We start from the raw sequence: 23,423 nt of genomic DNA on the forward strand, positions 1-23,423 counted from the left end.
CATAACATTCCTGACCGAGACCAAAGCGCCGCGTCATGCCATGAAGCACGCCGACGCAGCCGAGGAGACACCATGACGAAACAGGCTCCCTTCCCCAAGAACACCTGGTACGTCGCCTGCACCCCGGACGAGATCGAGAGCAAGCCGCTGGGACGTACCATCTGCAACGAGCCCATCGTACTCTTTCGCGGCGACGAAGGCCGCGTTGCCGCGGTGGAGGACTTCTGTCCCCACCGCGGTGCCCCGCTGTCATTGGGTTTCGTACGCGACGGCAAGCTGGTGTGCGGTTACCACGGCCTGGAGATGGGCTGCGACGGCAAGTGCGCCGGCATGCCTGGCCAGCGCGTGCGTGGCTTCCCCAGCATCCGCGCCTACCCGGTAGTGGAGCGCCACGGCTTCGTGTGGCTGTGGCCGGGAGATCCCGAACAGGCCGACCCGAGCCTGATCCCCGAGCTGCACTGGGCCAACAGTCCCGACTGGGCCTACGGCGGCGGCCTCTATCACGTCCGCTGCGAATATCGCCTGATGATCGACAACCTCATGGACCTGACCCATGAGACCTACGTGCACGCCTCCAGCATCGGCCAGCCGGAGATCGAGGAGGCCGCTCCCGAGACGACAGTCCAGGGCGACGAAGTGATTACCAGCCGTCACATGGAAAACATTCCGGCGCCGCCCTTCTGGCAGGCGGCGCTGCGCGGCTGCGGCCTGGCCGACGACGTGCCGGTGGACCGCTGGCAGATCTGCCGCTTCACCCCGCCGAGCCACGTGCATATCGACGTGGGCGTGGCCCATGCCGGCAATGGCGGCTACGACGCGCCGGCGGCGGTCAAGGCGTCCAGCATCGTGGTCGATTTCATCACTCCTGAAACCGATACCTCGATCTGGTACTTCTGGGGCATGGCACGCAACTTCAAGCCGGAGGACAGCGAACTCACCGACAAGATCCGCGAGGGCCAGGGCAAGATCTTCGCCGAAGACCTGGAGATGCTCGAGGCCCAGCAGCGCAACCTGCTGCGCTATCCGGAGCGCCAGCTGCTCAAGCTCAACATCGACGGCGGCGGCGTACAGGCCAGGCGCATCATCGACCGCATCCTCACCGAGGAGCGAACCGCCAGGGAGGGCGTCACCCCATGAGCAGCGTTCCCCTCTCGCTGATCGTCGAGGTCAAGGCGCGCCACGACGAGGCCCGGGACATCGTCACCTTCGAGCTGGCCGATCCCCACGGTCGGCCACTGCCGGCGTTCAGCGCCGGCGCCCACCTCGACGTGCAGGTCAAAAGCGGCCTGATTCGCCAGTACTCGCTGTGCAATCACCCCGAGGAGCGCGACCGCTACCTGATCGGCGTGCTGCGCGATCCCGCCTCACGGGGCGGCTCGGTGGCCATGCACGAGGAGATCCAGGTGGGCGACCTGATCCAGATCAGCGCGCCCAAGAATCATTTTCCGCTCAAGCCGGCCGCGCGCACCCTGCTGCTGGCCGGCGGCATCGGCATCACGCCGCTGCTGTGCATGGCCGAGCGCCTGGCTCATACCCAAGCCGAGTTCGCGCTGCACTACTGCACCCGTTCACCCGAGCGCACCGCCTTTCGTCAGCGCATTGCCGCCTCCGGCTTCGCCGAGCGGGTGCACTTCCACTTCGACGACGGCGCGCCGGAGCAGAAGCTGGACCTGAAAGCCCTGCTGGCAACACCGGAGCCCGACACCCGGGTCTACGTCTGCGGCCCTACCGGTTTCATCGAAGCGGTGCTGACGGCCTGCAAGGCGGCAGGCTGGCCCAGCGAGCGGCTGCACACCGAGTATTTCGCCGGCGCCGTGGCCGACACCGCCGACGACGACAGCTTCGAGGTCAAGATCGCCAGTAGCGGCGCCAGCTTCGCCGTGCCCGCCGACAAGACGGTGCATCAGGTGCTGGCCGAGAATGGCATCGAGATCATGGTTTCCTGCGAGCAGGGGGTTTGCGGCACCTGCCTGACCCGGGTGCTGGAGGGCGAGCCCGACCACCGCGACCTCTACCTGGACGACGACGAGCATGCCGCCAACGACCAGTTCACCCCCTGCTGCTCACGGGCCAAGAGCAAGGTTCTGGTTCTGGACTTGTAAGTGTTGCACCCATAACGACAAGAGGAATCCCCCATGACACCCAGCAAGATCGTGACCGCGCTTTCCCCGAAGAGTGGCCTGAAGAGCGTCTACAAGAGCGCCCTCACCGGCGCCCTGACTGCGGCCCTCCTGGCCACACCCGCTCTGGCCGAGGCCACCACCCTGCGCATCGCCCACGTCTGGCCCGGCGGTTCAATGATCGACCGCGAACTCTTCCAGGCCTGGGCGGAGAGCGTCGAGGAGGCATCCGATGGCCGCCTGCAGGTGCAGGTCTTTCCCGGTGCCACCCTGACGGGAGCCGACAGTGCCTACCAGGGTGTGGTCAACGGCATCGCCGACATCGGCGCCACTGCCCAGGGCTACAACGCCGGCCGCTTTCCCCTGACCCAGGTAGTCGAGCTGCCCGGCGTCTCGGCCAGCAGCCGCCAGGGCTCGTGTATCCTGCAGTCGCTCTACGACCAGGGCCACTTCGACGAGGAGTATTCCGATACCCGGCCGCTGTTCATGTTCACCACCGGTCCCGGCTACCTGCACACCAAGGAGCGCCTGATCGAGACGCCGGCAGACCTGGAAGGCCTGCGCCTGCGCCGCCCCACGCCGGTGGTCGGCGATATGTTCACCCGCCTCGGCGCCCAGGCCGTGGGCATGCCGGCTCCCGAGGTCTTCACCTCCATGCAGCGCGGCGTGGTGGATGGACTGAGCTTCAACTGGGAGGGCATGAAGACCTTCCGCCTCAACGAGCTGGCCAGCTATCACACCGAAGTGCCCCTCTACGACCTGTCGCTGTTCGCTACCATGAACCAGCGCACCTACGACAGCCTGCCCGCGGACCTGCAGCAGGTGATCGACGACCACAGCGGCATGGAGTGGTCGCTGCGTGCCGCGGCGGTCTACGACGAGCTGATCCGCCAGGGCCGCCAGGATGCCGAGGAGGCTGGCCACGAGTTCCTGGTCATCGAAGACGCGCTCGACCATCCCGAGTGGGGCCCGGAGCTGCAGCAAACCATCGATGGCTACCTGGAGGAAGTCGGCGGCGAGGCCGGCGAGATCTACGAGGCGGCAATGGAGCTGAAGGAAAGCTGCGAGGCCTGAGGAGCGTAAAAGGATCACAAAGCGACGGCGGGCACCGGAGCCCGCCGTTGGCATTGTTGGCAAAAATTCAGCCGCTTCTCTTTTCCAGTGATGGCCGCTTGGCCCATGGCCGGCCAAGAGTGAACTCGAAATCCCTGGCCTCGAAGATCATCGAAACAAAGACGCCCAGCACAAGTGCCCAGAAGGAGGCGCCGATGCCCAGAATCTGCAGGCCAGACGCGGCGATTAGGAAAGAGAACATGGCCCCCACTTCATGCTTGCCCATGAAGGTCATTTGCATCGCGGAGCTAATTACCCGCAGCAGCGCCAGGCCAGCAATGATGGCCATGAAATAGCCCGGCATCGCCTGGATGAGGCTGACAACATAGCCGTAGAAGGGAGCGCCCAGCATGAATATGGCGCCGGTAATGACGGCCGCCACCCAGCGCTTGTCCTGCGCGCCAGCCTCTGGTGAGGCGCAGATACCTGTGGCAGGAGCCGCGATACAGGTGCTGTGCAGGTTGAAGAAGGCGGAAATCATGGTGGCAAAGCCGCCCACTGCCGTGATGGCGTTGGCCGGCACCTCCTTGTAGCCCATGCCCTTCACCAGGCCCACTCCAGCCGGGGTTTCCATCCCCACCAGGATGAGAGCCAGTGGCAGCCCATAGGCCAGGAAGGCCTCCAATGTGAACTCCGGCATGATGAACTCGGGCAAGGTCACCGAAAACTCGACGCCAGTCAGATCAACGCCGGACATGGCCATGTAGGCGATACCGGCCAGCATGGCCACGATCAGCGGCGGCATCCGGCGCAGCAGGCGTGCCGATAGGAAGAAGGCCAGGATCATGATGGCTGCCGGCAACAGAGCGCTCTCCAGCGGAGCCACCATGTTGAGGCCGAACTTGAGCAGGATACCGGCAACCATTCCCATCACGATCGGCATGGGGATCAGCTTCATCACGAGACTCATCACCCCTGCGAGTCCGGCCACCAGTGCAATGGCACCGGCCACCAGTGTCGCCCCCAGGGCCGCCTCGAGCCCCACCACGGGAATGATCGCCGCGAATAGCAGGGCGCCGGGGATGGAGTTGGCCATGGGCAGGGGGAGCCGGTAGTAGGCCGGCACGAAGAGGCCGAACAGACCATTGATCAGTAGGTAGCTGACGACCCAGATCATGATGAAGTGAGAGTCGAGGCCTGCCGCAGTGCCGGCACTGATATGAATGATGCCGGCGCTGAGACCGAAGATGCCGGCGACGATGCCCGCGCTGAGGTTATCGCCGTTGAGGTCTCTGAGGAAATCGCGGGGCGCGGACCTGAGGCCGACGCCCTTCTCGATGTGTTTCATGGTGTTCTCCAGGGGGTTGTTATCGTTGTCTTCAGGTGTTGGGAGGAGCCTCCCATGTAGCGCGGGGGTCAGGCCGTTGCGAAAGAGGCCACCGACTCCCACCCCAAGCGCACTCTGGCCGCAGCCACGTCATTCCGTAGGTCATGGTTCCAGAGCCAGTCGAAACGGGTTTCCAGATCGGCGGCGAGCCGTGCCTCGTCAGCGCCAATACCCGGAGCGCTGTACTCGTAGAGGTCCCCTGCTTCATGAGAGGTACGCTGCACCCTGCAGGCGCGCGCGTGGCGGACCGCTTCGAAGGCCGCCAGTGCTTGCTGGGCGTTTTGCCGGGTACAGGCCTGATCGGTCAGCAGGCTGGCCAGCACGTAGGCGTCCTCCAGGGCCTGGCCGGCCCCCGCCCCTTGGTGGGGCACCATGGCATGGGCCGCGTCCCCTACGATCAGCACCCGGTCGCGGTGATAGAAGGGCAACTCCGGTAGCTCATGCAAAGCCCAGCGGGTCGGCTCGGGAATGCACGCCAGGATGGCCTGGGAGGCGGCGCCCCAGCCCTCGAAGACTTCCAACATCTCCTGTTGGGCCACGGCCTTGACCCACTCCTCGCCCTCGGGCAGCCGGGGATTGGGGGTGGTGCGGTCGGTGACGAAGGCCACCACGTTGATCAGCTCGGACTGCTTGACCGGAAAAGTCAGAATGTGGCGATCTGGCCCGAGGTACATCTGCGGTACCAGCGCCAGCCGCCGGTCGGCGCCCTGCTCTTCCAGCGCCGCCCCCAGTTGCGTGGTGGGAATCATGCCGCGATAGGCGTAGGTGCCGCTCCAGAACGGGCCAAGGTCACCGTACCGGGCCGGCGGCAGCACGTGTTCGCGCACCGCCGACTTGATGCCGTCGTAGCCGATCAGGATATCGGCAGTGAAGGAGGTACCGTCGTCAAAGCGTGCGGTGGCGCCCTCGCCATTCTGCTGCACCTCGATACAACGCTTGCCGAAGTGGGCGATGCCCTCGGGCAGATTGGCGACGATGGCGTCCAGGAAGTCGGCCCGGTGCACCGAGGACTGCCCGCAGCCGGGGGCCAGGGAGGCGGTCAAATAGGCGTCGTCGCGGCCGCGCCGCCACTCGAACCAGACGTCCTCGAAGGGCGCCGGGGAGGCATCGGCGATGCGGCGGTAGGAGTTCTCCAGCCCGAGCAGTTGAATGGCCCGCACGGCGTTGGGCCCGAAGGAGACGCCGGCACCGATCTCGGAGAAACGCTCGGCGGCCTCGAAGAGGTGCACGTCGAGGCCGGGATCCCGCGACAGGGCCACGGCGAAGGCCACGCCGCCGATGCCGCCACCGACGATGCCGATGGAAAGGCGTTTTGGTTGGAGGTTGGATACCATGGTCGTGCTCCTGTGAACTGGCTGGAGGATGTGTCCTCACGCTAGGCGCGTCCCTCGCCGGCGACCACACAGCCCCCTGCATTCACTGCATAAACACGACTAATAAATCTATAAAACAATAACCTGGATGATTTCCGACCCTTCGAGACTCGACTTTTGTTTCATTCCAAGAGCGGCCGGAAAATACCCGCTGACGACGAGAACGCCATGATCAAGCTGTCGGAAATCGACGTGAACCTGCTGGTGGTGTTCGACCTCCTCTACCAGGAGCAGAACACCCAGCGGGTGGCCCTGCGCCTCGGCCTCACCCAGCCCGCGGTCAGCCATGCCCTGAAGCGACTACGCATCCTGCTCGGCGACGAACTCTTCGAGCGCACCTCCAAGGGCCTGATGCCGACGCCGCTGGCGACCCGCCTGCATCCGCCCATCGCCGAGGCCCTGGCCCGGCTGCAGGAAACCCTCAACCGACCGGAGGACTTCGACCCGGCGGTGAGCGAGCGCACCTTCAACATCGCCATGACCGACATCGGCGAGATCGTTTTCCTGCCTCGCCTGCTCCAGCGCCTGGCCCGGGAGGCGCCGGGCATCGCCCTGAGTACGGTGCGCAGTCAGCAGGAGGACCTGAAACGGGAGATGGAAGAGGGACGGATCGACCTGGCCATCGGCCTGATTCCCCAGCTCGGCGCCGGTTTCTACCAGCAGGGGCTCTTCGTGCAGCGCTATGTCTGTCTGATGCGGGCCGACCATCCCCTGGCAGCGGGAGAGTTCGACCTGGACGCCTTCGCCGCCGCCCAGCATGCCGTGGTGGTGGCCCGGGGCACCGGCCATGGCATCGTGGAGGAGCAGTTGGCCCGGTCCCGCATCAGCCGACCGATCAGGCTCGAGCTGCCCCACTTCGCCGCGGTGCCCTATATCGTCAGCAGCACCGACCTGGTGGTGACCGTCACCGACAAGCTGACCGAGGCAACCCGAGAGCGGTTCCGGCTGGCGGTGCGCGAGCACCCCGTGCCCTTCCCCGAGATTCCGATCAACCTCTTCTGGCACCGGCGATTCCATCAGGATGCCGGCAATCGCTGGCTGCGCGGGCTGATCTTCGAGATGTTTGCCGAGTGACGGCATCCCTCCGCGGCCCTCGGGCCGCCGTTGTCGTTCTACCTCGCCGTCAGCACACGTCCGTTCCCTCGACCAAAGACGTATCACCCAGAGAATGACCCGCTGGGGGTGGTGCTGTAGCCTCTATACTGTTTATACTCACAACAGTATCTATGACCAACAAGCGCTCAGCCTGACGAATGACTGCCGAGGCCCCCATGACCGAAACACTCGTCAAGACGACTCTGGACGACAGCATCTACACCATCACGCTGGCACGGCCGGAGAAGCGTAACGCCGTCAGCGATCACCTGCTAAGCGCTTTGGAAGAGGCACTGGTTGCCACCCCGAAAGAGACCCGGGTCATCATTCTTGCGGCCGAAGGCAAGCACTTCTGCGCCGGCCTCGACTTGGCCGAGCACCAGCATCGCGAGCCCTTTGGCGTGGTGCAGCACTCCCGTGGCTGGCATCGCATCTTCGATCGGCTACAGAACGGTGGCATTCCGGTAGTCACCGCCATGCAGGGCGCGGTGATCGGCGGCGGCCTGGAGCTTGCCACCGCCACCCATGTACGGGTCGCCGAATCCAGCACCGTTTATCAGTTGCCGGAAGGACGCCACGGCATCTTCGTCGGTGGCGGCGCCTCGGTGCGGGTCGCCGGCATCATCGGCCCCGGCCGCATGTGCGAGATGATGCTGACCGGTCGCGTCATGGCTGCCGAAGAGGGCCAGCGCCTCGGACTTTCCCACTACGTGGTCGGCGAGGGAGAGAGCCTCGACAAGGCCCGCCAGTTGGCCTCCCGCATCGCCGAGAACGCGCCCATGGCCAACTGGGCCATGGTTTCCGCCATCTCGCGCATCGACAACATGTCCAGCGACGACGGCCTGTTCGTCGAGTCGCTGACCGCCGCCCTGACCCAGACCAGCCCCGAGGTCGCCGAGCGCATCGGCAGCTTCTTCAAGAAGAAGGGCCAGGGCCCACGCACCTGAGGAAAGGCTGGTTCATGCTGCGCTCGATCGTCACATGAGTCAGTCCATCTCTGGTTGAACACCAACGTTCCGGGAGAGTTACCATGAAGTTCCAGGACAATACCTTCATCGTCACCGGCGGCGCCTCGGGGCTGGGAGAAGCCACCGCGCGCGCCCTGCACGACGCCGGCGGCAACGTGGTGATCGCTGATCTCAATGCCGAGCGCGGCGAGGCGTTGGCGAAAGAGCTGAACGCCAGGAGCGCCACCGACCGCGCGCTGTTCCAGCGCACCGACGTCACCAGCGAAGCCGATGCCCAGGCCGTGGTGACGCTGGCCGTGGACACCTTCGGTGGCCTGCAGGGGTTGATCAACTGCGCCGGAGTCGGCGACCCCGCCAAGGTGGTCGATCGCCACGGCGAGCCCCTGCCGCTCGAAGCCTTCTCGCGCATCGTCAACATCAACCTGCTGGGCAGCTTCAACATGCTGCGCCTGGCCGCCGCCGCCATGGCCAAGGGCGAGCCCCAGGCCGACGGCGAGCGCGGGGTGATCATCAACACCGCCTCGGTGGCGGCCTACGACGGCCAGATCGGCCAGCCCGCCTATGCGGCGTCCAAGGGCGGCATCGTCGCCATGACCCTGCCCATCGCCCGGGAGCTGGCGCGCCACGGCATTCGCGTCATGACCATCGCCCCGGGGCTGTTCAAGACCCCGCTGATGGAGGCGCTGCCGGAAGAGGCGCAGCAGTCCCTGGCCGCGTCCATCCCCTTCCCCAACCGGCTGGGCGAGCCTGGCGAATTCGCGCGCCTGGCCTGCCATATCGTCGACAACCCCATGCTCAACGGCGAAACCATTCGAGTAGATGGGGCGATCCGTATGGCACCAAGGTAAGTCCTCATCGCCATGCTCGATTACCAAGCGCCGCTGCGCGATATGCAGTTCATCCTCGAGGAGCTGGCCGGTCTCGAGCGGATCGGCGAGCTGCCCGGCTGCGAAGATGCCTCTCCGGATCTGGTCAGCGCCGTGCTGGAAGAGGCCGGCAAGTTCGCCGCCGGCGTGCTCGCGCCGCTCAATACCGTCGGCGACCGCCAGGGCTGTCGCCTGGAAGGTGAGCGAGTGGTCACCCCCGAGGGCTGGCAGGCGGCCTATGACCGGTTCCGCGAGGCCGGCTGGATCGGCCTCTCCCTGCCCCCTGAGCATGGTGGCCAGGGGCTGCCCAAGCTGGTCTCCACCCCGGTGTGGGAGATGTGGTTCGCCAGCAACATGGCCTTCGCCATGCTGCCCCAGCTCAACGTGGGCCAGACCGAGGCACTGATGATCGCCGCCAGCGAGGAACAGAAGGCCACCTGGCTCGCAAAGATCGTCAGCGGCGAATGGGCTGCCACCATGAACCTCACCGAGCCCCAGGCCGGCTCCGACCTGGCCGCCACGCGCATGCGCGCCGAGCCCGAGGGCGACGGCGCCTACCGCCTGTTCGGCCAGAAGATCTTCATCTCCTACGGCGAACACGAGCTCACCCCCAACATCGTGCACCTGGTGCTGGCCCGGCTGCCCGACGCCCCGCCGGGGGTGAAAGGCCTGTCGCTGTTCCTGGTGCCCAAGTACCTGCTCGACGAACGGGGCGAGCCGGGGCCGCGCAACGACATTCGCTGCATCGCCATCGAGCACAAGATGGGCATCCACGGCAGCCCCACCTGCACCCTCAGCTACGGCGACGACGGCGGCGCCCTGGGCTATCTGGTGGGCGAGCCGCACCAGGGTCTGGCCACCATGTTCGTGATGATGAACGAGGCCCGCTTCAACGTGGGCGTTCAGGGCGTGGCACTGGGTGAGCGCGCCTACCAAGCCGCCCTCGCCTACGCCCGAGAGCGCGTGCAGGGGCGCGATATCGTCACCGGCGAAGTCGGCCTACCGATCCTCGCCCACCCCGACGTCAAGCGCATGCTGGTGTCGATGCGCGCCCGGCTGATGGCCATGCGCGGCCTGCTCTACAGCGCCGCCGGCTGGTTCGACCTCGCCCGCCACCACCCCGATGCCGAGGTCGCCGACAAGCATCGCCACTACGTCGACCTGCTGATGCCGGTGGCCAAGGGCTGGTGCACCGAGGTGGGCAACGACCTGTGCGACGAGGCGATCCAGGTGTTCGGCGGCATGGGCTTCGTCGAGGAGACCGGGGTCGCCCAGCTGTTCCGCGACGCCCGTGTCATCACCATCTACGAGGGCACCACCGGCATCCAGGCCAACGACCTGCTAGGGCGCAAGATCCTGCGTGAGGACGCCGCCACCCTGCGCGAGCTGATCGCAGATATTCGTCAGACGGCCGGTCGGCTCGACGGTCATGAACACCTGAACGACCTGGCGCAGCCGCTCCACGACCAGGCCACCCTGCTCGACGGAACCGTCGACTGGCTGCTGGCCCACCAGGCCGACACCGCCAAACTCTACGCCGGCGCTGTGCCCCTGCTGCACCTGCTCGGCATCGCCTGCGGCGCCTGGCAGATGGCCCGTCTGGCGCTGGCCGCCGAAACCCGCCGCGCAGCAGGCGAAGGCGACCCCGACTACCTGACAGGGCTGAGCGAACTGGCCCGCTTCTATCTCGCCACCCAGGCACCCCAGGCTCAGGCCCATGGCCATACCTTGCGCCACGCCGGTGCAGTGCTGGCCCGCTTTCCCGAGAGAGGGCTGTGAGAGAGAAGGCTCTGAGCCTACGCGCACGAGAAACGCACAGACATCGGCCGCCGCTGTGCCTCTCGCCCACAGGCAAAGGTCACATCGCGCTGACCTGCTCACCGGGCGCTGACTTCTTGTGGTCCGTTCCTCGATGGGATTAGATCAGCGGTTCACGCCAACACCATGCCGAGGAAGCCGATGACCGCCCCTACTCGCCTCATCTACCTGTTCGATCCACAGTGCGGCTGGTGCTACGGTGCGGCAGTGGTAATGGAAAGGCTGCTGGAACGAGCCGAGCACGATGTCCAACTGGTCCCCACCGGGCTCTTTGCCGGCGAGGGCGCCTTTGCCATGAATGATGGCTTCGCCGCTCATGCCTGGGCGGCCGATCAGCGCATCGCGCGACTCACCGGCCAGCCATTCAGCGACGCCTATCGCGATGGGGTATTGGGTAACCGTGAGTGGCGGGTCGATTCCGGACCGGCAACGCTGGCGCTCACCGCCGTACGCCTGACCGAACCAACCCGGGAGTTCGCCGCGCTTCACGCCCTCCAGCGCGCACGCTATGTCGAAGGTCGCAACAACGCCGATCCGGCCATCGTGGCCTCCGTGCTGGAGTCGCTGGACCTGGCAGACGCGGCACGCCGCTTCCACGCGCAGGACGACGAGCTGATCACGAGCAACCAGGCACGGATCGCCGAGGGCAAGGCGTGGATGCGCCGCGTCGGCGCCAACGGCGTTCCCACCTTGGTCGTCAGCGATGAAAAAGGCGCTCGCGTGGTGAACTCGAGCGCCCTCTACGGCGATGTCGACACGCTAGAATCGGCGTTGAAAGTGAACGTCTAGTTCGTATTCATCCAGCATTCAGCTGCCAACAAAAAGGAGCGAATCATCGACACCCATCGGTGATTCGCCCCAACGATGACGATCGAAACAAGGAACGAACGGTTGGCGATAAACTCTCGTTAGAACTTGTACATCGCCATCAATTCCACCTGCTGCCCGCCCGGACGCAGCGGCATCGTCGTCGCATTACGGTCACGCCACTCGATGCCAAAGTCCAGATTGGGCAGGTAGGTGTAGATCAGGTTGACGTTCATCATCTTGAGCGTGTCATCAGCAACGGTCGGCGCGACCTCGTCCGCTTCCACCTGGGCATAGCGAATGTTGCCGCGGAACTGCTCATTGAATCGATGGCTCACACCTGCCGTATAGCCTGTCGTGCTCACCAGGTCGCCATCGGCGTTGACCTCTCCACTCGCGGCCACGCTGGCAGGGTTCGTCGCGCCGTTATACCCCCAGCCGGAGTAGATGTTGTTGCCTTTTCCCGTGTAGCCGCTCAAGGCGAGAGCGGTGTCGCCGAATTTAAACTTTGCCGCCAGGGAGAACGCGGCGCCGAATTTCGATTCATCGATGCCGGTCTCGACCTCCCGCCCGGTCACGGCAGCGTTGAAGGCGTGTCCCGCCTCGGTGCGGTGCGTATAGGATGCCACCATGTCCGGGTAGTCGGCATCCTGGTAGACCGGGTCCTGGAGGCTAAAGCGGAACCCACCCGGCGTATAGTGCAGCACCACATCGGGTCGTACGACCGCCCCACTACCGGAAACGCTGCCGACCCCAGTGCCGTAGAAATCGAGGATCTCGACGTCGAATGGCGCGTTGGCAAAGAACTGGCCCGACCAGGTCTGCCCGAGGGTCAGGTCGTCGACCTGGATGTAGGCATGGCGCAAGCGCATGGCATAGCTCGTATCCGTTTCATCCGTCGCGTTATCCAGAAGTCGCCCTCTATGAAGCCCGTCACGCTATGACCCTGGACTTCTCTGTCGACCTGGAAGTTGATGCGCGACTGGCGAGCATTGGCATCGAAGTTCCGGTCTCCCTCATCCGGATTGGTAAAGATTCCCTCCGCCTTTACATAGCCTCCGATGCTGAGATTCGCCCCACCGAATTCACCCAGATCCAGGGCATGGGCCTGTGCGGCAACGGCTGAAATCGCGACCGCCATGGCCAGTCTTTTGTTGTTCAACATCTTTAAGATCTCCGTATTGTTCTAGTTCGATGACTAAGTTGTGCAACCCTTGTCCCTTGCTCTCTTGCTTGCACACCCGCCGGCTCCATTGACGGGCGCTCCCGGTTGGAATGACCGGAAAGAACTCAGCCCACCTTGACGATCAGCGCGGCGGCAGAGTCGCCGGCGGCGCAGCCGGTCACCAGGGCATATCCGCCGCCCTTGAGTGCGGTCTCCTCGATGGCTTCGATCAGCAGGCGAGCCAGCGTCGGCGCCTGGGGGTGGCCGTAGACCAGCGAGGTGCCGTAGTTGTTGAAGCTGTGGGCGTCGAGCCCCAGCGCCTTGGCCAGGTGCAGGTCGTTGGCGATGAACGGGGTGTGATTCTTGATCGTCTTGATCTGGTCGAGGGTCAGGCCCGCCTGATCCAGGGCGCGCTGCACCGAGGTGGCCGGGGCCATGGGCATGTGCGCCGGCTTGGTCCGGGCATGGCCGTAGGCCACCACCTGCACCGCCATCTGCGGGTCGCGGCTGAGCTCCACGGCTCGCTCGCGGGTGGTGACGACGATGCCAGCGTTGGCATCCGCCGGGTGCGTCTGGGCCCCATAGGTATGAATGCCATCGGGCTGTACCGCCCGCAGCCTGGCGAGCCCCTCGGCGCTGGTGGCGGTGACGCCCTCGTCGGCCTCGACGAGCTTGGTCTCCTTGCGCGAGACAGCCACCTCGACGGGAAACATGTAGCGCTTCTGGAAGGCACGCTCGTTAGCCAGCGCCTCGGCGTACTGCTCGTAACGGCGCAGGGTCAGCTCGTCGGCCTGCTCGCGGCTGAAGCCATGCTCACGCGCGACGTTCTCGGCGGTGGTCAGCATGTCCTTGCCGGTGGCCGGGTCGGCGGCGATGTTGTCCATGTTCCAGTTTTCGGCGATCACCTCGCCGCCCGGCCCGTTGGGGTTGGGCCAGATGGTGTGCGGGCCGTTGGAGGGGCGGTCGGCGAGCAGGCAGTAGGTGGTCTCGAAGCTGCCGGCATCTACCGCCAGGGCGGCATTGAACACCGCCGTGGTCGCGGTGGCACAGGCCTGGGTGATGTTCTGGCCGGGTGCCTGGCCGGCCCCCATCATGGCCGCGGCCCAGGGCGCGCCGTAGAAGATCGACTTCTGGCCCACCGACACCCCCAGGTAGAGGTAGTCGATGAGCGTGGGGTCGATGCCGCGGCTGGCGAACCAGCGCTTGCTGGTGGCCGCGCCCAGTTCGATGGCGTTGGCGTTGGCCAGGCTGCCCATCCATTTGCAGAAGGGGCTGGAGTAGTAGCCGCCGTAGGGGATGTAGGCGTTCTTGAACATGTCTGATCTCCTGATGCTCAGTCGCGTGCCAGGTGCTCGCGCAGGCCGCCCCAGCGGGGCTGGAAGAGCGCCTCCGGCATCTCGCGCAGCTCGCTGGCGATGCGCGGCACGAAGTCCATGGCCGCCAGGATGTCGCGCTCGACGTCGAGGCCCGGGGCGATCTCGGTGAGGGTGACTTCGCCGTCGATCAGCTCGAAGACGCAGCGCTCGGTGACGAACAGCACCGGCTTGCCGGTCTCCTGGGCGTAGCGGCCGCTGAAGGTGATCTGGTCGACGCGCTGAACGAACTTGCGACGCTGGCCCTCCTGGCGAATGGCGAGGCGGCCCTCCTCGATCGCCAGCTCGCCGCCGTTGGTGAAAGTGCCGCAGAACACCACCTTGCGGGCGTTCTGGCTGATGTTGATGAAGCCGCCCGGCCCCACCACCTTGTCGCCGAACTTGCTGACGTTGAGGTTGCCCTCGTGGTCGGTCTGGGCCAGGCCGAGGAAGCAGACGTCCAGCCCGCCGCCGTCGTAGAAGTCGAACTGGTAGCCGTGGTCGATGATCGCCTCGGCGTTGTAGGAGGTGGCGAAGTCGCCGCCGCTGGCCGGCACGCCGCCGTAGGTGCCGAGTTCGGTGGTCAGGGTCAACAGGTCGCTGACACCCTCCTCGGCGGCCACGCTGGAGACCCCTTCCGGCATGCCGATGCCGAGGTTGACCACCCCGCCCGGCACCAGTTCCATGGCGGCGCGCCGGGCGATCACCTTGCGCGGGTCCAGCGGCAGCGGCTTGATGCCGCCCAGCGGCACCTTGAGATCGCCGGCCAGGGCCGGGTTGTAGGTGGTGGTGATGGTCTGCATGTGATGCTCGGGCTCGGCCACCACCACGTAGTCGACCAGGTCGCCCGGCACCTTGACCCGCTGGGGATGCAGGCTGCCCTGTTGGGCCAGGTACTCGACCTGGGCGATGACGATGCCGCCGCTGTTCCTGGCCGCCTGGGCCATGGAGAGCTGCTCGAGAAACAACGCCTCGCGCTCCATGCTCAAATTGCCGCGCTCGTCAGCGGTGGTGGCGCGAATCACCGCCACGTTCACCGGGAAGGTGCGGTAGAGCAGCCACTCCTTGCCCTCGAGCTCGACCCGCTTGACCAGGTCCTCGACGGCCGCCGCGTTGGCCTTGCCACCCTCCAGGCGCGGGTCGACGAAGGTACCCAGCCCTACCTTGCTGAGCACGCCGGGCTTGTTGCCGGCGATGTGGCGCCATAAATGGGCCAGCACGCCCTGCGGCAGCAGATAGCCCTCGATCTGGTTCTCGCGAATCAGCTCGCCCATGCGCGGGGCCTGACCGGTGTGGCCGCTGATCAGGCGCTTGACCAGCCCGGCATGGCCCAGGTGGTTCATACCGCGGCTCTTGCCGTCGCCACAGCCGCAGCTGTGCGCCACGGTGAGATCGCGGGGCGCGCCGGTCTCCAGGAAGCGCCGCTCCAGCGCCGTGGCCACGGCCTCGGCGAAGCCGCTCAGGCCGGCGGTGGTCCAGATGACGGTGTCGCCATCCCGGATCAGGTCCGCCGCAGTGGTGCTGTCGATGACCTTGTTCACTCTCTCGGCCTCCTTGGGAGGGATTGTGATTGAGAATTAAACATATTGTTTTATAAACAAACTATATGAATCGAAGAAAGGCTGGCGATTGGCCGCGCAGCCATCCTGTGGTGGATCAGCCGCCGGTCAGCACCAGCACGATCTGGGGGAAGAAGACCACCAGCGCCACCACGACAATGTCGGCTACCAGGAAAGTCGACACGCCACGGAAGATGTCCATCAGCGAGGCGTACTGGCCCGCCACGCCCTTGATCACGAAGATGTTCATGCCCACCGGCGGGGTAATCATGCCGATCTCCAGCAGCTTCACCAGCAGCACGCCGAACCAGATCAGGCTCACGTCATACAGCTCGAAAACCGGCAGCAGCACCGGCAGGGTCACCAGCATGGCGCCGAAGGGCTCCATGAACAGCCCCAGGAAGAGGTAAATCAGCACCACCACCAGCATCAGTTCGAGATAGGAGAGTTCCCAGCCGGTCACCGCCCCGGTGATGTAACCGGCCAGGCCGCTCAGGCTGAGGAACAGGGTGAACATGCTGGCCCCCACGCCGATGATCAGCAGCGCCGAGGTGGTGGAAAGGGTCTCGAGCAGTGCGGCCTTCATCGCCTGGCCGTTCAGGCGCCGGAGCACCAGGCCGATGAGAATCGCCCCGGCGGCCCCCACCGCCCCCGCCTCGGTGGCGGTGAAGAAACCCGAGAAGAGACCGCCGAACACCAGCACGCCCAGCACCAGCACCGGCCAGATGTCGAGCAGTGCCTGTCGGGCGGTGATGTCGCGGGACCCCACGGCCTCCCGCGGCACGATGTCGGGTCGCCACCAGCTGACCAAAAGAATCACCAGGCTGTAGCTCAGCGCCGTCAGCAGGCCGATGGTGATGCCCCCGAGGAACACCTGCGTGATCGAGACCTGGGCGAACACGCCATAGACGATCATCAGGATGCTGGGGGAATCAGCGCGCCGATGGTACCGCCGGCGGCGATGGTGCCGCAGGCGAAGCTCGGCTTGTAGCCGCCACGCACCATCTCGGGAATGGCGATACGCCCCATGGCCGCCGAGCAGGCCACGCTCGAGCCGCTCACCGCGGCAAAGCCGGAGCTGGCCATGATGCTGGAGATCGCCACTCCGCCGGGCAGCCAGCGAAACACCACCTTGGCGGCACTGAACAGCCCGTTGGTGAGACCGGTGTGATAGCAGACGAAGCCCATCAGCAGGAACATCGGCACCGCGCTGAGCGTCCACTTGGCGATGAACTCGTAGGGCGTCGAGGAGAGCATGCCGATGGCCGTGTTCCAGCCGAACATCATCGTCATGCCGCCCAGCGAAACCACGACCAGTGCGAGCGCCACCGGCACCCGCAGCGCCAGCAGCAACATCAGAATGGCCAGGCCGTAGAAGCCGACGTCAACGGACATGGAGATCACCTTTCATCTGGCGTGCTGGAAGGATGGGCCGCGCCGCAAGCCAGGAACGGCAGCCGCACCACACAGACGACCGCCGCCAGGGCGAAGGCAGCGGGCAGAACGAAGTAGGTCGGCCAGACCGGCATGGGGAAGTTCAGCGACATTACGTAGGAGCCGATATCGTACTGCTCCATCGCCTTGCCCCAGGTGGCCACGGCCAGCACGGCATAGACCGCGGCCGAGAGCAGCGACACCAGCACGTCGGACAGGCGCACCAGCCAGGGCTTCATCAGCCCCTCCAGGGCTTCCACGGCGATCATCTGCCGGCGCCACTCGACCCAGCCCAGCGGCAGCAGGGCCAGTGTGACCAGGTAGTAGCGGGTCACCAGCTCCACGGTGGCGGGAATCGATACGGACAGCGTCGCGCGCAGCAGCACATCGAGGGTGATATGAATCACCATCAGCAGGATGCCGAGCGTTCCCAGCAATGCCAGACCGACGGCGGCCCGGTTGGTGAGGCGATAGAGCGCATCCATGACGAATCTCCGGCAAGGGCAATAACCGAAGGCCGGCATGGCGGCCTTCGGATGCGTGAGATCAGGTTCCGTAGCTGGAGAAATCCACCGCGTCCCAGACCTCGCGATTCATGGCCTCGGCGACCGCCTCGGGATCCTCGCCGACCTCCTCGACGATGGCGTTCCACTTCTCTACCAGCGACTGGAAACGCTCGATCTTGGCTGCGGCATCCTCCACGCCGTGGCGGCTCTCCGCCTGCTCCGCGGCATAGGCCAGGTCTTGCTCGAGGAACGCCTCGATGGCCTCCAACAGCTCGGGCTCGGGTTCCAGCATCTCGATGCCGCTCTCTCGGGCCACTTCACGAGCCTCGTCGGCCATCTCGTAGCCCCAGCGCTGGGTGATGGCGGCGGATGCCTCGACCGAGGCATGCACCAGTGCCTCACGCTGCTCGGCAGAGAGAGAGTCCCAGGCCTGCTGACCGACCGCATGGGAAATGGTGCTATGGAACGTGCCCAGCTCGACATCGGTGACATAATTCAGCACGTCATCCAGGCGAAAGGAGATGATATCGGCAATGGAAGCGATGGTGCCTTCTATCACGCCCTGGGAGAGCGATTCGTAAGTCTCTCCCACCGGGATGGATGCCGGCGACATGCCCACCGATTCGGCCCAGCGGGAATACTGGGGGCCACCCACGCGCATGCGCAGCCCCTTGAGGTCGTCGAGAGAGCGTACCGGCTCGGTACTCAGAATCCGGTAGAGATCCGAAGCATGAGAGCTGGTGTAGACGATGCCCAGTTTCTTGAGCTCCTGCTGACACTCGTCACAAGTGACGATGTACTCGGTCACCGCCGCCCCATGGCATGGGGGTTGGTGCCCAGGAAGGCCAGGTCGCCGACCAGGTTGATCTCGGGCAGGTCGGCCGGAAAGTAGGCCGGCAGGAAGAGACCGACCTCCACCAGGCCGCTGCGGATGGCGTTGCGCATGTTGCCGATGTTGGCCACCTCGGTCCCCAGCAGGCTGCCCGCCAAGTCGCCATCGGTCTTCTCGGCCAGGCGCTCGGCGAATTCGGTGAACATCGGATCATAGGCGGGATGCGCCGGCGGTACACCGGGTGCCATGCGCAGCTCGCGGGCCTGGGCTTGGCCGGCGAGCACCAGGCTACCGGCGGTAGCGACGACGGCAAGAGACTTGAGCAGCGTGCGACGTGTCATGGGGTTACCTCGGGGCTTATATTTGTTTGTGTATAAAACAATGGTCTTTATCATCTATCTGAGAGCCGATTATAGTCCAGTCAGCAACCCCTCTCGATACCCGACTTTGGTATAGGACCCGTCACTAGCCGCTTCGCCAGGCGCAAGGGCTCCGCCCCGGGACCGAGCCAGGAGGGACTTCTTCATCCTTGGGCGGTGTAAAGCACAAGGTACCGTCTCCGACCACTCAGCTTCATTACCGTGATCGAGCCCCCTCCACCGGTGGAGGATCGGCTCTGCATTTTCGCGAATGTCTCGCAATGACGGTACGTTTTCCGAGCACGTCACGCTGATTGACCCGCGCTGCCAGTGATGATCGTTGCAGGTAGTAATCGGGGGCGATACACTCCTGAATGTAGCGGTTGGTCTCTCGGAATCGTACCTTTCAGGAAAAGGCGGATTCTATAAAACATAACGCTTCGAAGTTTCCTTGGTAACGATATGAGCCATCCACTACCCCCTCTAAATCCGCTAAGAGCGTTTGAGGTAGCTGCTCGCTTACGCAGCCTCACTCGTGCCGCCGATGAGCTGCATGTTTCCCAAGTGGCCGTCAGCCGGCAGGTAAAGGTATTGGAAGATTATCTTGGCGTAACTCTATTTACGCGCCTGCATCGAGGAATAGAACTCACCCAGGAAGGCGCGGAACTCTACGATGGGATAAAAAACGCCTTTCGGGACATTGAAAAAGCGTCACGCAAAGTATCGCGACGCAATCAGCGAGACACGCTTTCGATACAGTCCTACACCACGTTTTCCCAGAGATGGCTGATCCCAAGACTGGCCGATTTCCACAAGAAAAATCCGCTGCTTGAGGTAAAACTGTCTTCGTCCTTGAAGCCCGTCGACTTCAGCTCACAGAACGTGGATGCCGCCATCCGCTCGGGGCACGGAGACTGGCCGGGGCTGCACGCAGAAAAGCTGGTCGACATCGAGCTGATTCCGATCGTATCAGCCTCCCTGTGGGCGACAGAGAACCTGGCAAAAGGTGATATTTCACGAGTTCGCCTATTGCACTCGATGGCACGCCCGGATGACTGGAAGAAATGGATAGAAGCAAGCGGGAGCCAGGCTGACCCAGAGATGGGAATAAAGTTCGACAACTCTGCCCTAGCCTATGAAGCGGCTTCGATGGATATTGGCTGCGCCATCGCCATTAAAGTATTTATCGAGCGCCAGCTTCAGGATGGCGGCTTCGTGGCGCTATCGGACTTCGTCTGCAAAACGGGCGAAGCCTACTACTTGACCTGGCCAAAGGACGCCCGCCCCTCGGATGCTCTGCTGAAGTTTCTGGAATGGATGAGAGGACTGATAGAGCAGCCGCTATGACAGCCAACCTGGCCGTCATTCAGAAAACTGCCGAACAAGATTCCTGTCATGGCGACGCCGCAGCCAGTTAAACAGTGCCAGGTGCAAGAACAGCAGCACGCCGCAGATGAAATAGGCCACCGTAAAGCCACCAAGCTGTGTGGCAAACCCGAGAAGCAAAGGCGCGAGGAACTGCATCGCTCGGTTGGCCATGAGGCGCATCGCCAAGGCTTGCGCTCTCTGCTCTTCGACCACCTCCTCGGCAATCACCACCATCGAAAGCGGTTGCGACAGCCCCACCCCCACCCCAACCAGAATCGAAAAGCAACACAGCAGGTAGAAGTTGCCTGCGAAACCGGTCAGCAACAAGCCTGACGCCATGAATGTCATGGTCAAAGCCATGGTGGCATAACGTCCGCGAAGGAGACGGACGGTCATGCTTGTGAATGGCCTGATGGCCATCGAGGAAAGAGCGCGTAGGCTGACAATGAGACCGATCGTGGTGCCTGAGAGTGCCAGGCTTTCCAGGTACACGGGTAGATAGCTGGAGTGCGCTCCCAACGCCAGCATCGCCGCAAGCGAAACGATCATGGAAAGTTGAACGCCATGCGTGTTTTTTATCAGTACCAACTGCCTTGCCAGTCCCACCTTCCATCCTAATTTTGTCTTATCGCCACCATGGCCTTTTCTTTTATTTGAGATAAAAATCGCCACCAACGAGACTAAAGACAGCAGAAAAGCAGCATGAATTGCGCTCGACGTTCCCCCTCGATGATCGATTATCCATCCGGCCAGCAAAGGCCCGAGCATTTGACCGACAGACAGAAAAGTCGTGTACCAGCCAAAGTATCGCTCCAGCTTGGTACCTTTCCCGAAGTAGCTAACGGCAGTTTGCGCCGAGATGATCATCATCAGTTGCGCCAGACCGATCACCAGTTGCCCCACGATCAGCCCTTGAAAACCCGGCAGTGCAGTCAGCAGCCATGCGCCCAGCACCATGCCTGCTGCGCCCAGCTTCAGGGGACGTGCACTCCCCCAGCGAGCAACAACAGAACCAAACGATAGCGCCAGGAACAGCGGAAGAACGTAGGGCGCGCTGACCAGCAGCCCCAAGGCCAACGGCGTTGCGCCAAGCTCGATGGCCGATAGCGGTACCGCCACCAGCAGCATCGTTTGTACGAGGAAGGCGATGCTCAAGCTCAGGCAAATACACGCAAACTCCATCCGCATCGCATGCTGTCCCTTTGTGCCAGGCTCCTGATGCCGTGCTGGAGCCGAGTTGAAGCGGAAAACTCAAAGGGCGGGCACCCATCGCGCCCGCCCCAGCGTTATCGACAGTTTTTCAGTTCACCGCTATCTGACGATCGGGCGCTGTCGACGAAATCCTTTGATCTTGTTACGGAAAGCGCCCAGCGCCGGCAAGGCGAACGATAGCACCGCAACCGCCAGCAGCGTGGCACTCAGGGGATTCGTCACGAATGTCATCACATCGCCATTCGACATGGAAAGGGCACGGCGAAGGTTCGTTTCCAGCATATCGCCCAGTACCAGAGCCAGGATGACGGGAGCCAAGGGAATGTTGGCCTTGCGCAGTACATACCCGATGACACCGAATGCCAGCGCCACATAGACCGGGAACATCGAGCTTTCGGATGCGTAGGCGCCGATCAGGCTGATCGAGGCAACGATGGCGGCTATCGCCGGGCGCGGAATATCGGCCACTTTCGCCCAGAACCTGGCGCCGGCCAGGCCGATGAACACCATGATCGGCACACTGATCCACAGCGAGACAAAGACCGTATAGGGGATCTGCGGGTTGGTGGTGAACAGCAAGGGTCCCGGCTGTATGCCGTGGATCATGAGCGCACCGATCATGATGGCCGTGGTGGCAGAGCCCGGAATACCCAGGGCCAGCATTGGAGCCAGCGACCCGGATACCGAGGCGTTGTTCGCCGTTTCCGAGGCCGCAATGCCCTCGTAGCTGCCTTTGCCAAACAGCTCAGGATTTTTGGAAAAACGCTTGGCAACGGCGTAAGAGACGAAGGAGCCGACGGAAGCGCCTGCACCGGGTATCACACCGACAAAGTAGCCGATGAGAGAACTCCTCAGGAACAGCGTCTTCATCTTGTAGAACGTCTTGAAAGGTACGGCCAGGATCCCGCTCATGGGCTGGTTCTTGGTCTTATGGCTAGCCCCCGCCTCGATCATGTACAGCACCTCGGAAAGGGCGAACAGACCCAGCAAGGCGGGCACCAGGGGCAAGCCCTCGAAGAAATCGGCGTGGTAGCTGAAGCGAGGCACCCCCGTCTGGGTATCCAGGCCGATCGTGGCCAGGGCCAGCCCGATACCCATGGCCAGGGCACCTTTCAGCAGCGAGCCGGAGGATAGGCTGGAGACCAGGCTCAGGCCAAGAAGAGCGAGAGCGAAGTAGGCAGTAGGCCCGAAGTTGAGCGCATACTCGGAGAGGGGCACCGCGGTAAGGAACAGGAGAATGGCGCTGGCGAAGATACCCACGCCCGATGAAATGATGGAGATATTCAGCGCAATGCCCGTCTTTCCCTGCTTGGTAAGCGGGTAGCCATCCCAGGCTGTCGCAACCGCCGCCGCCGTACCTGGGGAGTTGAGCAGGATGCCGGAGATGGCGCCACCGTACTCGGCCGCGGCGAACAGGGAAACCAGCATGACGATGGAAACGATGGGATCCATGCCGTAGGTAAAGGGGATCATCAGGGCGATGCCCAGGCTAGGCCCCAAGCCGGGAATGGCACCGATCAGGTAACCGATGAGGGCGCCCGCGACGAGGCCGAGGGGAACCATCGGATTCGCAAAGGCATCCAGGCCTATCAGGAGATTGTCAATCATGATCACACCTCAATCGAAATAGACGCCAAGTACCAGCACGAAGAGGACATAAATACCCACGGACAACAGCGGCGGTAGGCCAAGCAACAGGAGATAACGTCTTTCGCCCCCCAGCCACATCACCAGCAGTGAAAGCAGCGCAATACCGACAAGAGGCCCGGTCCACGGGAGAGACAGAACCATGGCGAGCATGACGGCGATAACCGACACGACTTGCACCGGGCGACGAACAGCAATGAAGGGCTCCACTTCCCCCTTTCTTGGCGCAACCAATGACACGCCGAGAAGCGCGATCAGCGATGCCCCGATGATCAGGGAGACGAGGAAGGGAAATCCACCGGCCCCAATACCACGCGGCGACCCCGGCAGGCCCAAGGACTCCTTGAAGTAAAAGGCATTGACCAGGAAAAGGACGATATAGACAAAAACCTCAAACCATTTTTTGCTTATCTTGACCTCCGAAACATCATCGTCCTTGGCTTCAGAGTCATGTGACAAATCACTCATTGGCGCTCTCCAGAATTCTTGTAATGTTCAACAG

At 63.7% G+C, this 23,423-nt stretch carries 21 protein-coding genes and 1 pseudogene; 10 read left to right on the top strand and 12 right to left on the bottom strand.

The features are described from left to right. Positions 1–72: 72 nt before the first annotated feature. Genes EKK97_RS21250 through EKK97_RS21260 form a run of 3 tightly spaced genes read left to right on the top strand, consistent with a single transcriptional unit; the run spans position 73 to position 3,194 of the window. Positions 73–1,137, top strand: coding sequence for an aromatic ring-hydroxylating dioxygenase subunit alpha (locus EKK97_RS21250; protein WP_159554996.1), 1,065 nt, complete (start codon positions 73–75; stop codon positions 1,135–1,137). Further along, on the top strand, positions 1,134–2,102 hold the full coding sequence (locus EKK97_RS21255) for a PDR/VanB family oxidoreductase (protein ID WP_159554998.1): 969 nt from the start codon (positions 1,134–1,136) through the stop codon (positions 2,100–2,102). The genes EKK97_RS21250 and EKK97_RS21255 overlap by 4 nt, the downstream gene beginning before the upstream one ends. A gap of 33 nt (positions 2,103–2,135) precedes the next feature. Then, positions 2,136–3,194 carry a TRAP transporter substrate-binding protein gene (locus EKK97_RS21260; protein WP_234287123.1) on the top strand — a complete coding sequence of 353 codons (1,059 nt, stop codon included), beginning with the start codon at positions 2,136–2,138 and terminating at the stop codon, positions 3,192–3,194. Positions 3,195–3,261: 67 nt separating this feature from the next. Here the strand turns inward: EKK97_RS21260 and EKK97_RS21265 are convergent, their stop codons facing one another. Then, positions 3,262–4,521, bottom strand: a complete 1,260-nt coding sequence (locus tag EKK97_RS21265; RefSeq protein ID WP_159555000.1) for a benzoate/H(+) symporter BenE family transporter — start codon at positions 4,519–4,521, stop codon at positions 3,262–3,264. A 68-nt stretch (positions 4,522–4,589) separates the two neighbouring features. Beyond that, positions 4,590–5,894 carry a salicylate 1-monooxygenase gene (gene salA, locus EKK97_RS21270; RefSeq protein ID WP_159555002.1) on the bottom strand — a complete coding sequence of 435 codons (1,305 nt, stop codon included), beginning with the start codon at positions 5,892–5,894 and terminating at the stop codon, positions 4,590–4,592. A 207-nt stretch (positions 5,895–6,101) separates the two neighbouring features. Between salA and EKK97_RS21275 the strand changes: the two genes are divergently transcribed. The 5 genes from EKK97_RS21275 (at position 6,102) to EKK97_RS21295 (ending at position 11,469) form a co-directional block, all read left to right on the top strand. Further along, the gene (locus tag EKK97_RS21275; RefSeq protein WP_159555004.1) at positions 6,102–7,007 is read left to right on the top strand and encodes a LysR substrate-binding domain-containing protein; all 906 of its coding nucleotides are present in this window, start codon (positions 6,102–6,104) and stop codon (positions 7,005–7,007) included. A gap of 197 nt (positions 7,008–7,204) precedes the next feature. Then, positions 7,205–7,975, top strand: coding sequence for a crotonase/enoyl-CoA hydratase family protein (locus EKK97_RS21280; RefSeq protein ID WP_159555006.1), 771 nt, complete (start codon positions 7,205–7,207; stop codon positions 7,973–7,975). A gap of 83 nt (positions 7,976–8,058) precedes the next feature. Continuing rightward, complete coding sequence (locus EKK97_RS21285; RefSeq protein ID WP_159555008.1) at positions 8,059–8,844, top strand: 3-hydroxyacyl-CoA dehydrogenase; 786 nt, start codon at positions 8,059–8,061, stop codon at positions 8,842–8,844. Positions 8,845–8,856: 12 nt separating this feature from the next. Further along, on the top strand, positions 8,857–10,641 hold the full coding sequence (locus tag EKK97_RS21290) for an acyl-CoA dehydrogenase (RefSeq protein WP_159555010.1): 1,785 nt from the start codon (positions 8,857–8,859) through the stop codon (positions 10,639–10,641). A gap of 180 nt (positions 10,642–10,821) precedes the next feature. Then, positions 10,822–11,469, top strand: a complete 648-nt coding sequence (locus tag EKK97_RS21295) for a DsbA family protein (RefSeq protein ID WP_159555012.1) — start codon at positions 10,822–10,824, stop codon at positions 11,467–11,469. Between the two features lie 119 nt (positions 11,470–11,588). Here the strand turns inward: EKK97_RS21295 and EKK97_RS21300 are convergent, their stop codons facing one another. Continuing rightward, positions 11,589–12,359: a hypothetical protein gene (locus EKK97_RS21300; RefSeq protein ID WP_236551308.1), complete on the bottom strand. Its 771-nt coding sequence runs from the start codon at positions 12,357–12,359 to the stop codon at positions 11,589–11,591. A gap of 68 nt (positions 12,360–12,427) precedes the next feature. Between EKK97_RS21300 and EKK97_RS25130 the strand changes: the two genes are divergently transcribed. Then, the gene (locus EKK97_RS25130) at positions 12,428–12,613 is read left to right on the top strand and encodes a hypothetical protein (RefSeq protein ID WP_236551309.1); all 186 of its coding nucleotides are present in this window, start codon (positions 12,428–12,430) and stop codon (positions 12,611–12,613) included. A 164-nt stretch (positions 12,614–12,777) separates the two neighbouring features. Here EKK97_RS25130 and EKK97_RS21305 read toward each other — a convergent pair whose 3' ends face one another. From EKK97_RS21305 to EKK97_RS25145, 6 genes and pseudogenes are all read right to left on the bottom strand, one after another. Then, positions 12,778–13,968: a thiolase family protein gene (locus EKK97_RS21305; RefSeq protein ID WP_159555014.1), complete on the bottom strand. Its 1,191-nt coding sequence runs from the start codon at positions 13,966–13,968 to the stop codon at positions 12,778–12,780. Between the two features lie 17 nt (positions 13,969–13,985). Then, the gene (locus EKK97_RS21310) at positions 13,986–15,545 is read right to left on the bottom strand and encodes an acyl CoA:acetate/3-ketoacid CoA transferase (RefSeq protein ID WP_159555016.1); all 1,560 of its coding nucleotides are present in this window, start codon (positions 15,543–15,545) and stop codon (positions 13,986–13,988) included. Positions 15,546–15,660: 115 nt separating this feature from the next. Then, positions 15,661–16,958, bottom strand: a pseudogene (locus tag EKK97_RS26215) (TRAP transporter large permease). A gap of 5 nt (positions 16,959–16,963) precedes the next feature. After that, a complete protein-coding gene (locus EKK97_RS21320; protein WP_159555018.1) occupies positions 16,964–17,482 on the bottom strand; it encodes a TRAP transporter small permease in 519 nt (172 codons plus the stop codon). Between the two features lie 61 nt (positions 17,483–17,543). Beyond that, complete coding sequence (gene dctP, locus EKK97_RS21325; protein ID WP_236551312.1) at positions 17,544–18,311, bottom strand: TRAP transporter substrate-binding protein DctP; 768 nt, start codon at positions 18,309–18,311, stop codon at positions 17,544–17,546. Continuing rightward, complete coding sequence (locus EKK97_RS25145) at positions 18,308–18,676, bottom strand: type 2 periplasmic-binding domain-containing protein (RefSeq protein ID WP_236551313.1); 369 nt, start codon at positions 18,674–18,676, stop codon at positions 18,308–18,310. The genes dctP and EKK97_RS25145 overlap by 4 nt, the downstream gene beginning before the upstream one ends. A gap of 480 nt (positions 18,677–19,156) precedes the next feature. On the opposite strand from EKK97_RS25145, the gene EKK97_RS21330 reads away from it, so the two are divergent. Continuing rightward, complete coding sequence (locus EKK97_RS21330; RefSeq protein WP_159555020.1) at positions 19,157–20,041, top strand: LysR substrate-binding domain-containing protein; 885 nt, start codon at positions 19,157–19,159, stop codon at positions 20,039–20,041. A 15-nt stretch (positions 20,042–20,056) separates the two neighbouring features. Here EKK97_RS21330 and EKK97_RS21335 read toward each other — a convergent pair whose 3' ends face one another. The 3 genes from EKK97_RS21335 to EKK97_RS21345 form a co-directional block, all read right to left on the bottom strand. Then, complete coding sequence (locus EKK97_RS21335) at positions 20,057–21,250, bottom strand: MFS transporter (protein ID WP_159555022.1); 1,194 nt, start codon at positions 21,248–21,250, stop codon at positions 20,057–20,059. A 123-nt stretch (positions 21,251–21,373) separates the two neighbouring features. Next, positions 21,374–22,882: a tripartite tricarboxylate transporter permease gene (locus tag EKK97_RS21340; protein WP_159555024.1), complete on the bottom strand. Its 1,509-nt coding sequence runs from the start codon at positions 22,880–22,882 to the stop codon at positions 21,374–21,376. Positions 22,883–22,891: 9 nt separating this feature from the next. Next, positions 22,892–23,389, bottom strand: coding sequence for a tripartite tricarboxylate transporter TctB family protein (locus tag EKK97_RS21345; RefSeq protein ID WP_159555026.1), 498 nt, complete (start codon positions 23,387–23,389; stop codon positions 22,892–22,894). Between the last annotated feature and the right edge of the window lie 34 nt (positions 23,390–23,423).

Origin of the sequence: Billgrantia tianxiuensis, from assembly GCF_009834345.1 — a bacterium.
Lineage (GTDB): Bacteria > Pseudomonadota > Gammaproteobacteria > Pseudomonadales > Halomonadaceae > Halomonas > Halomonas tianxiuensis.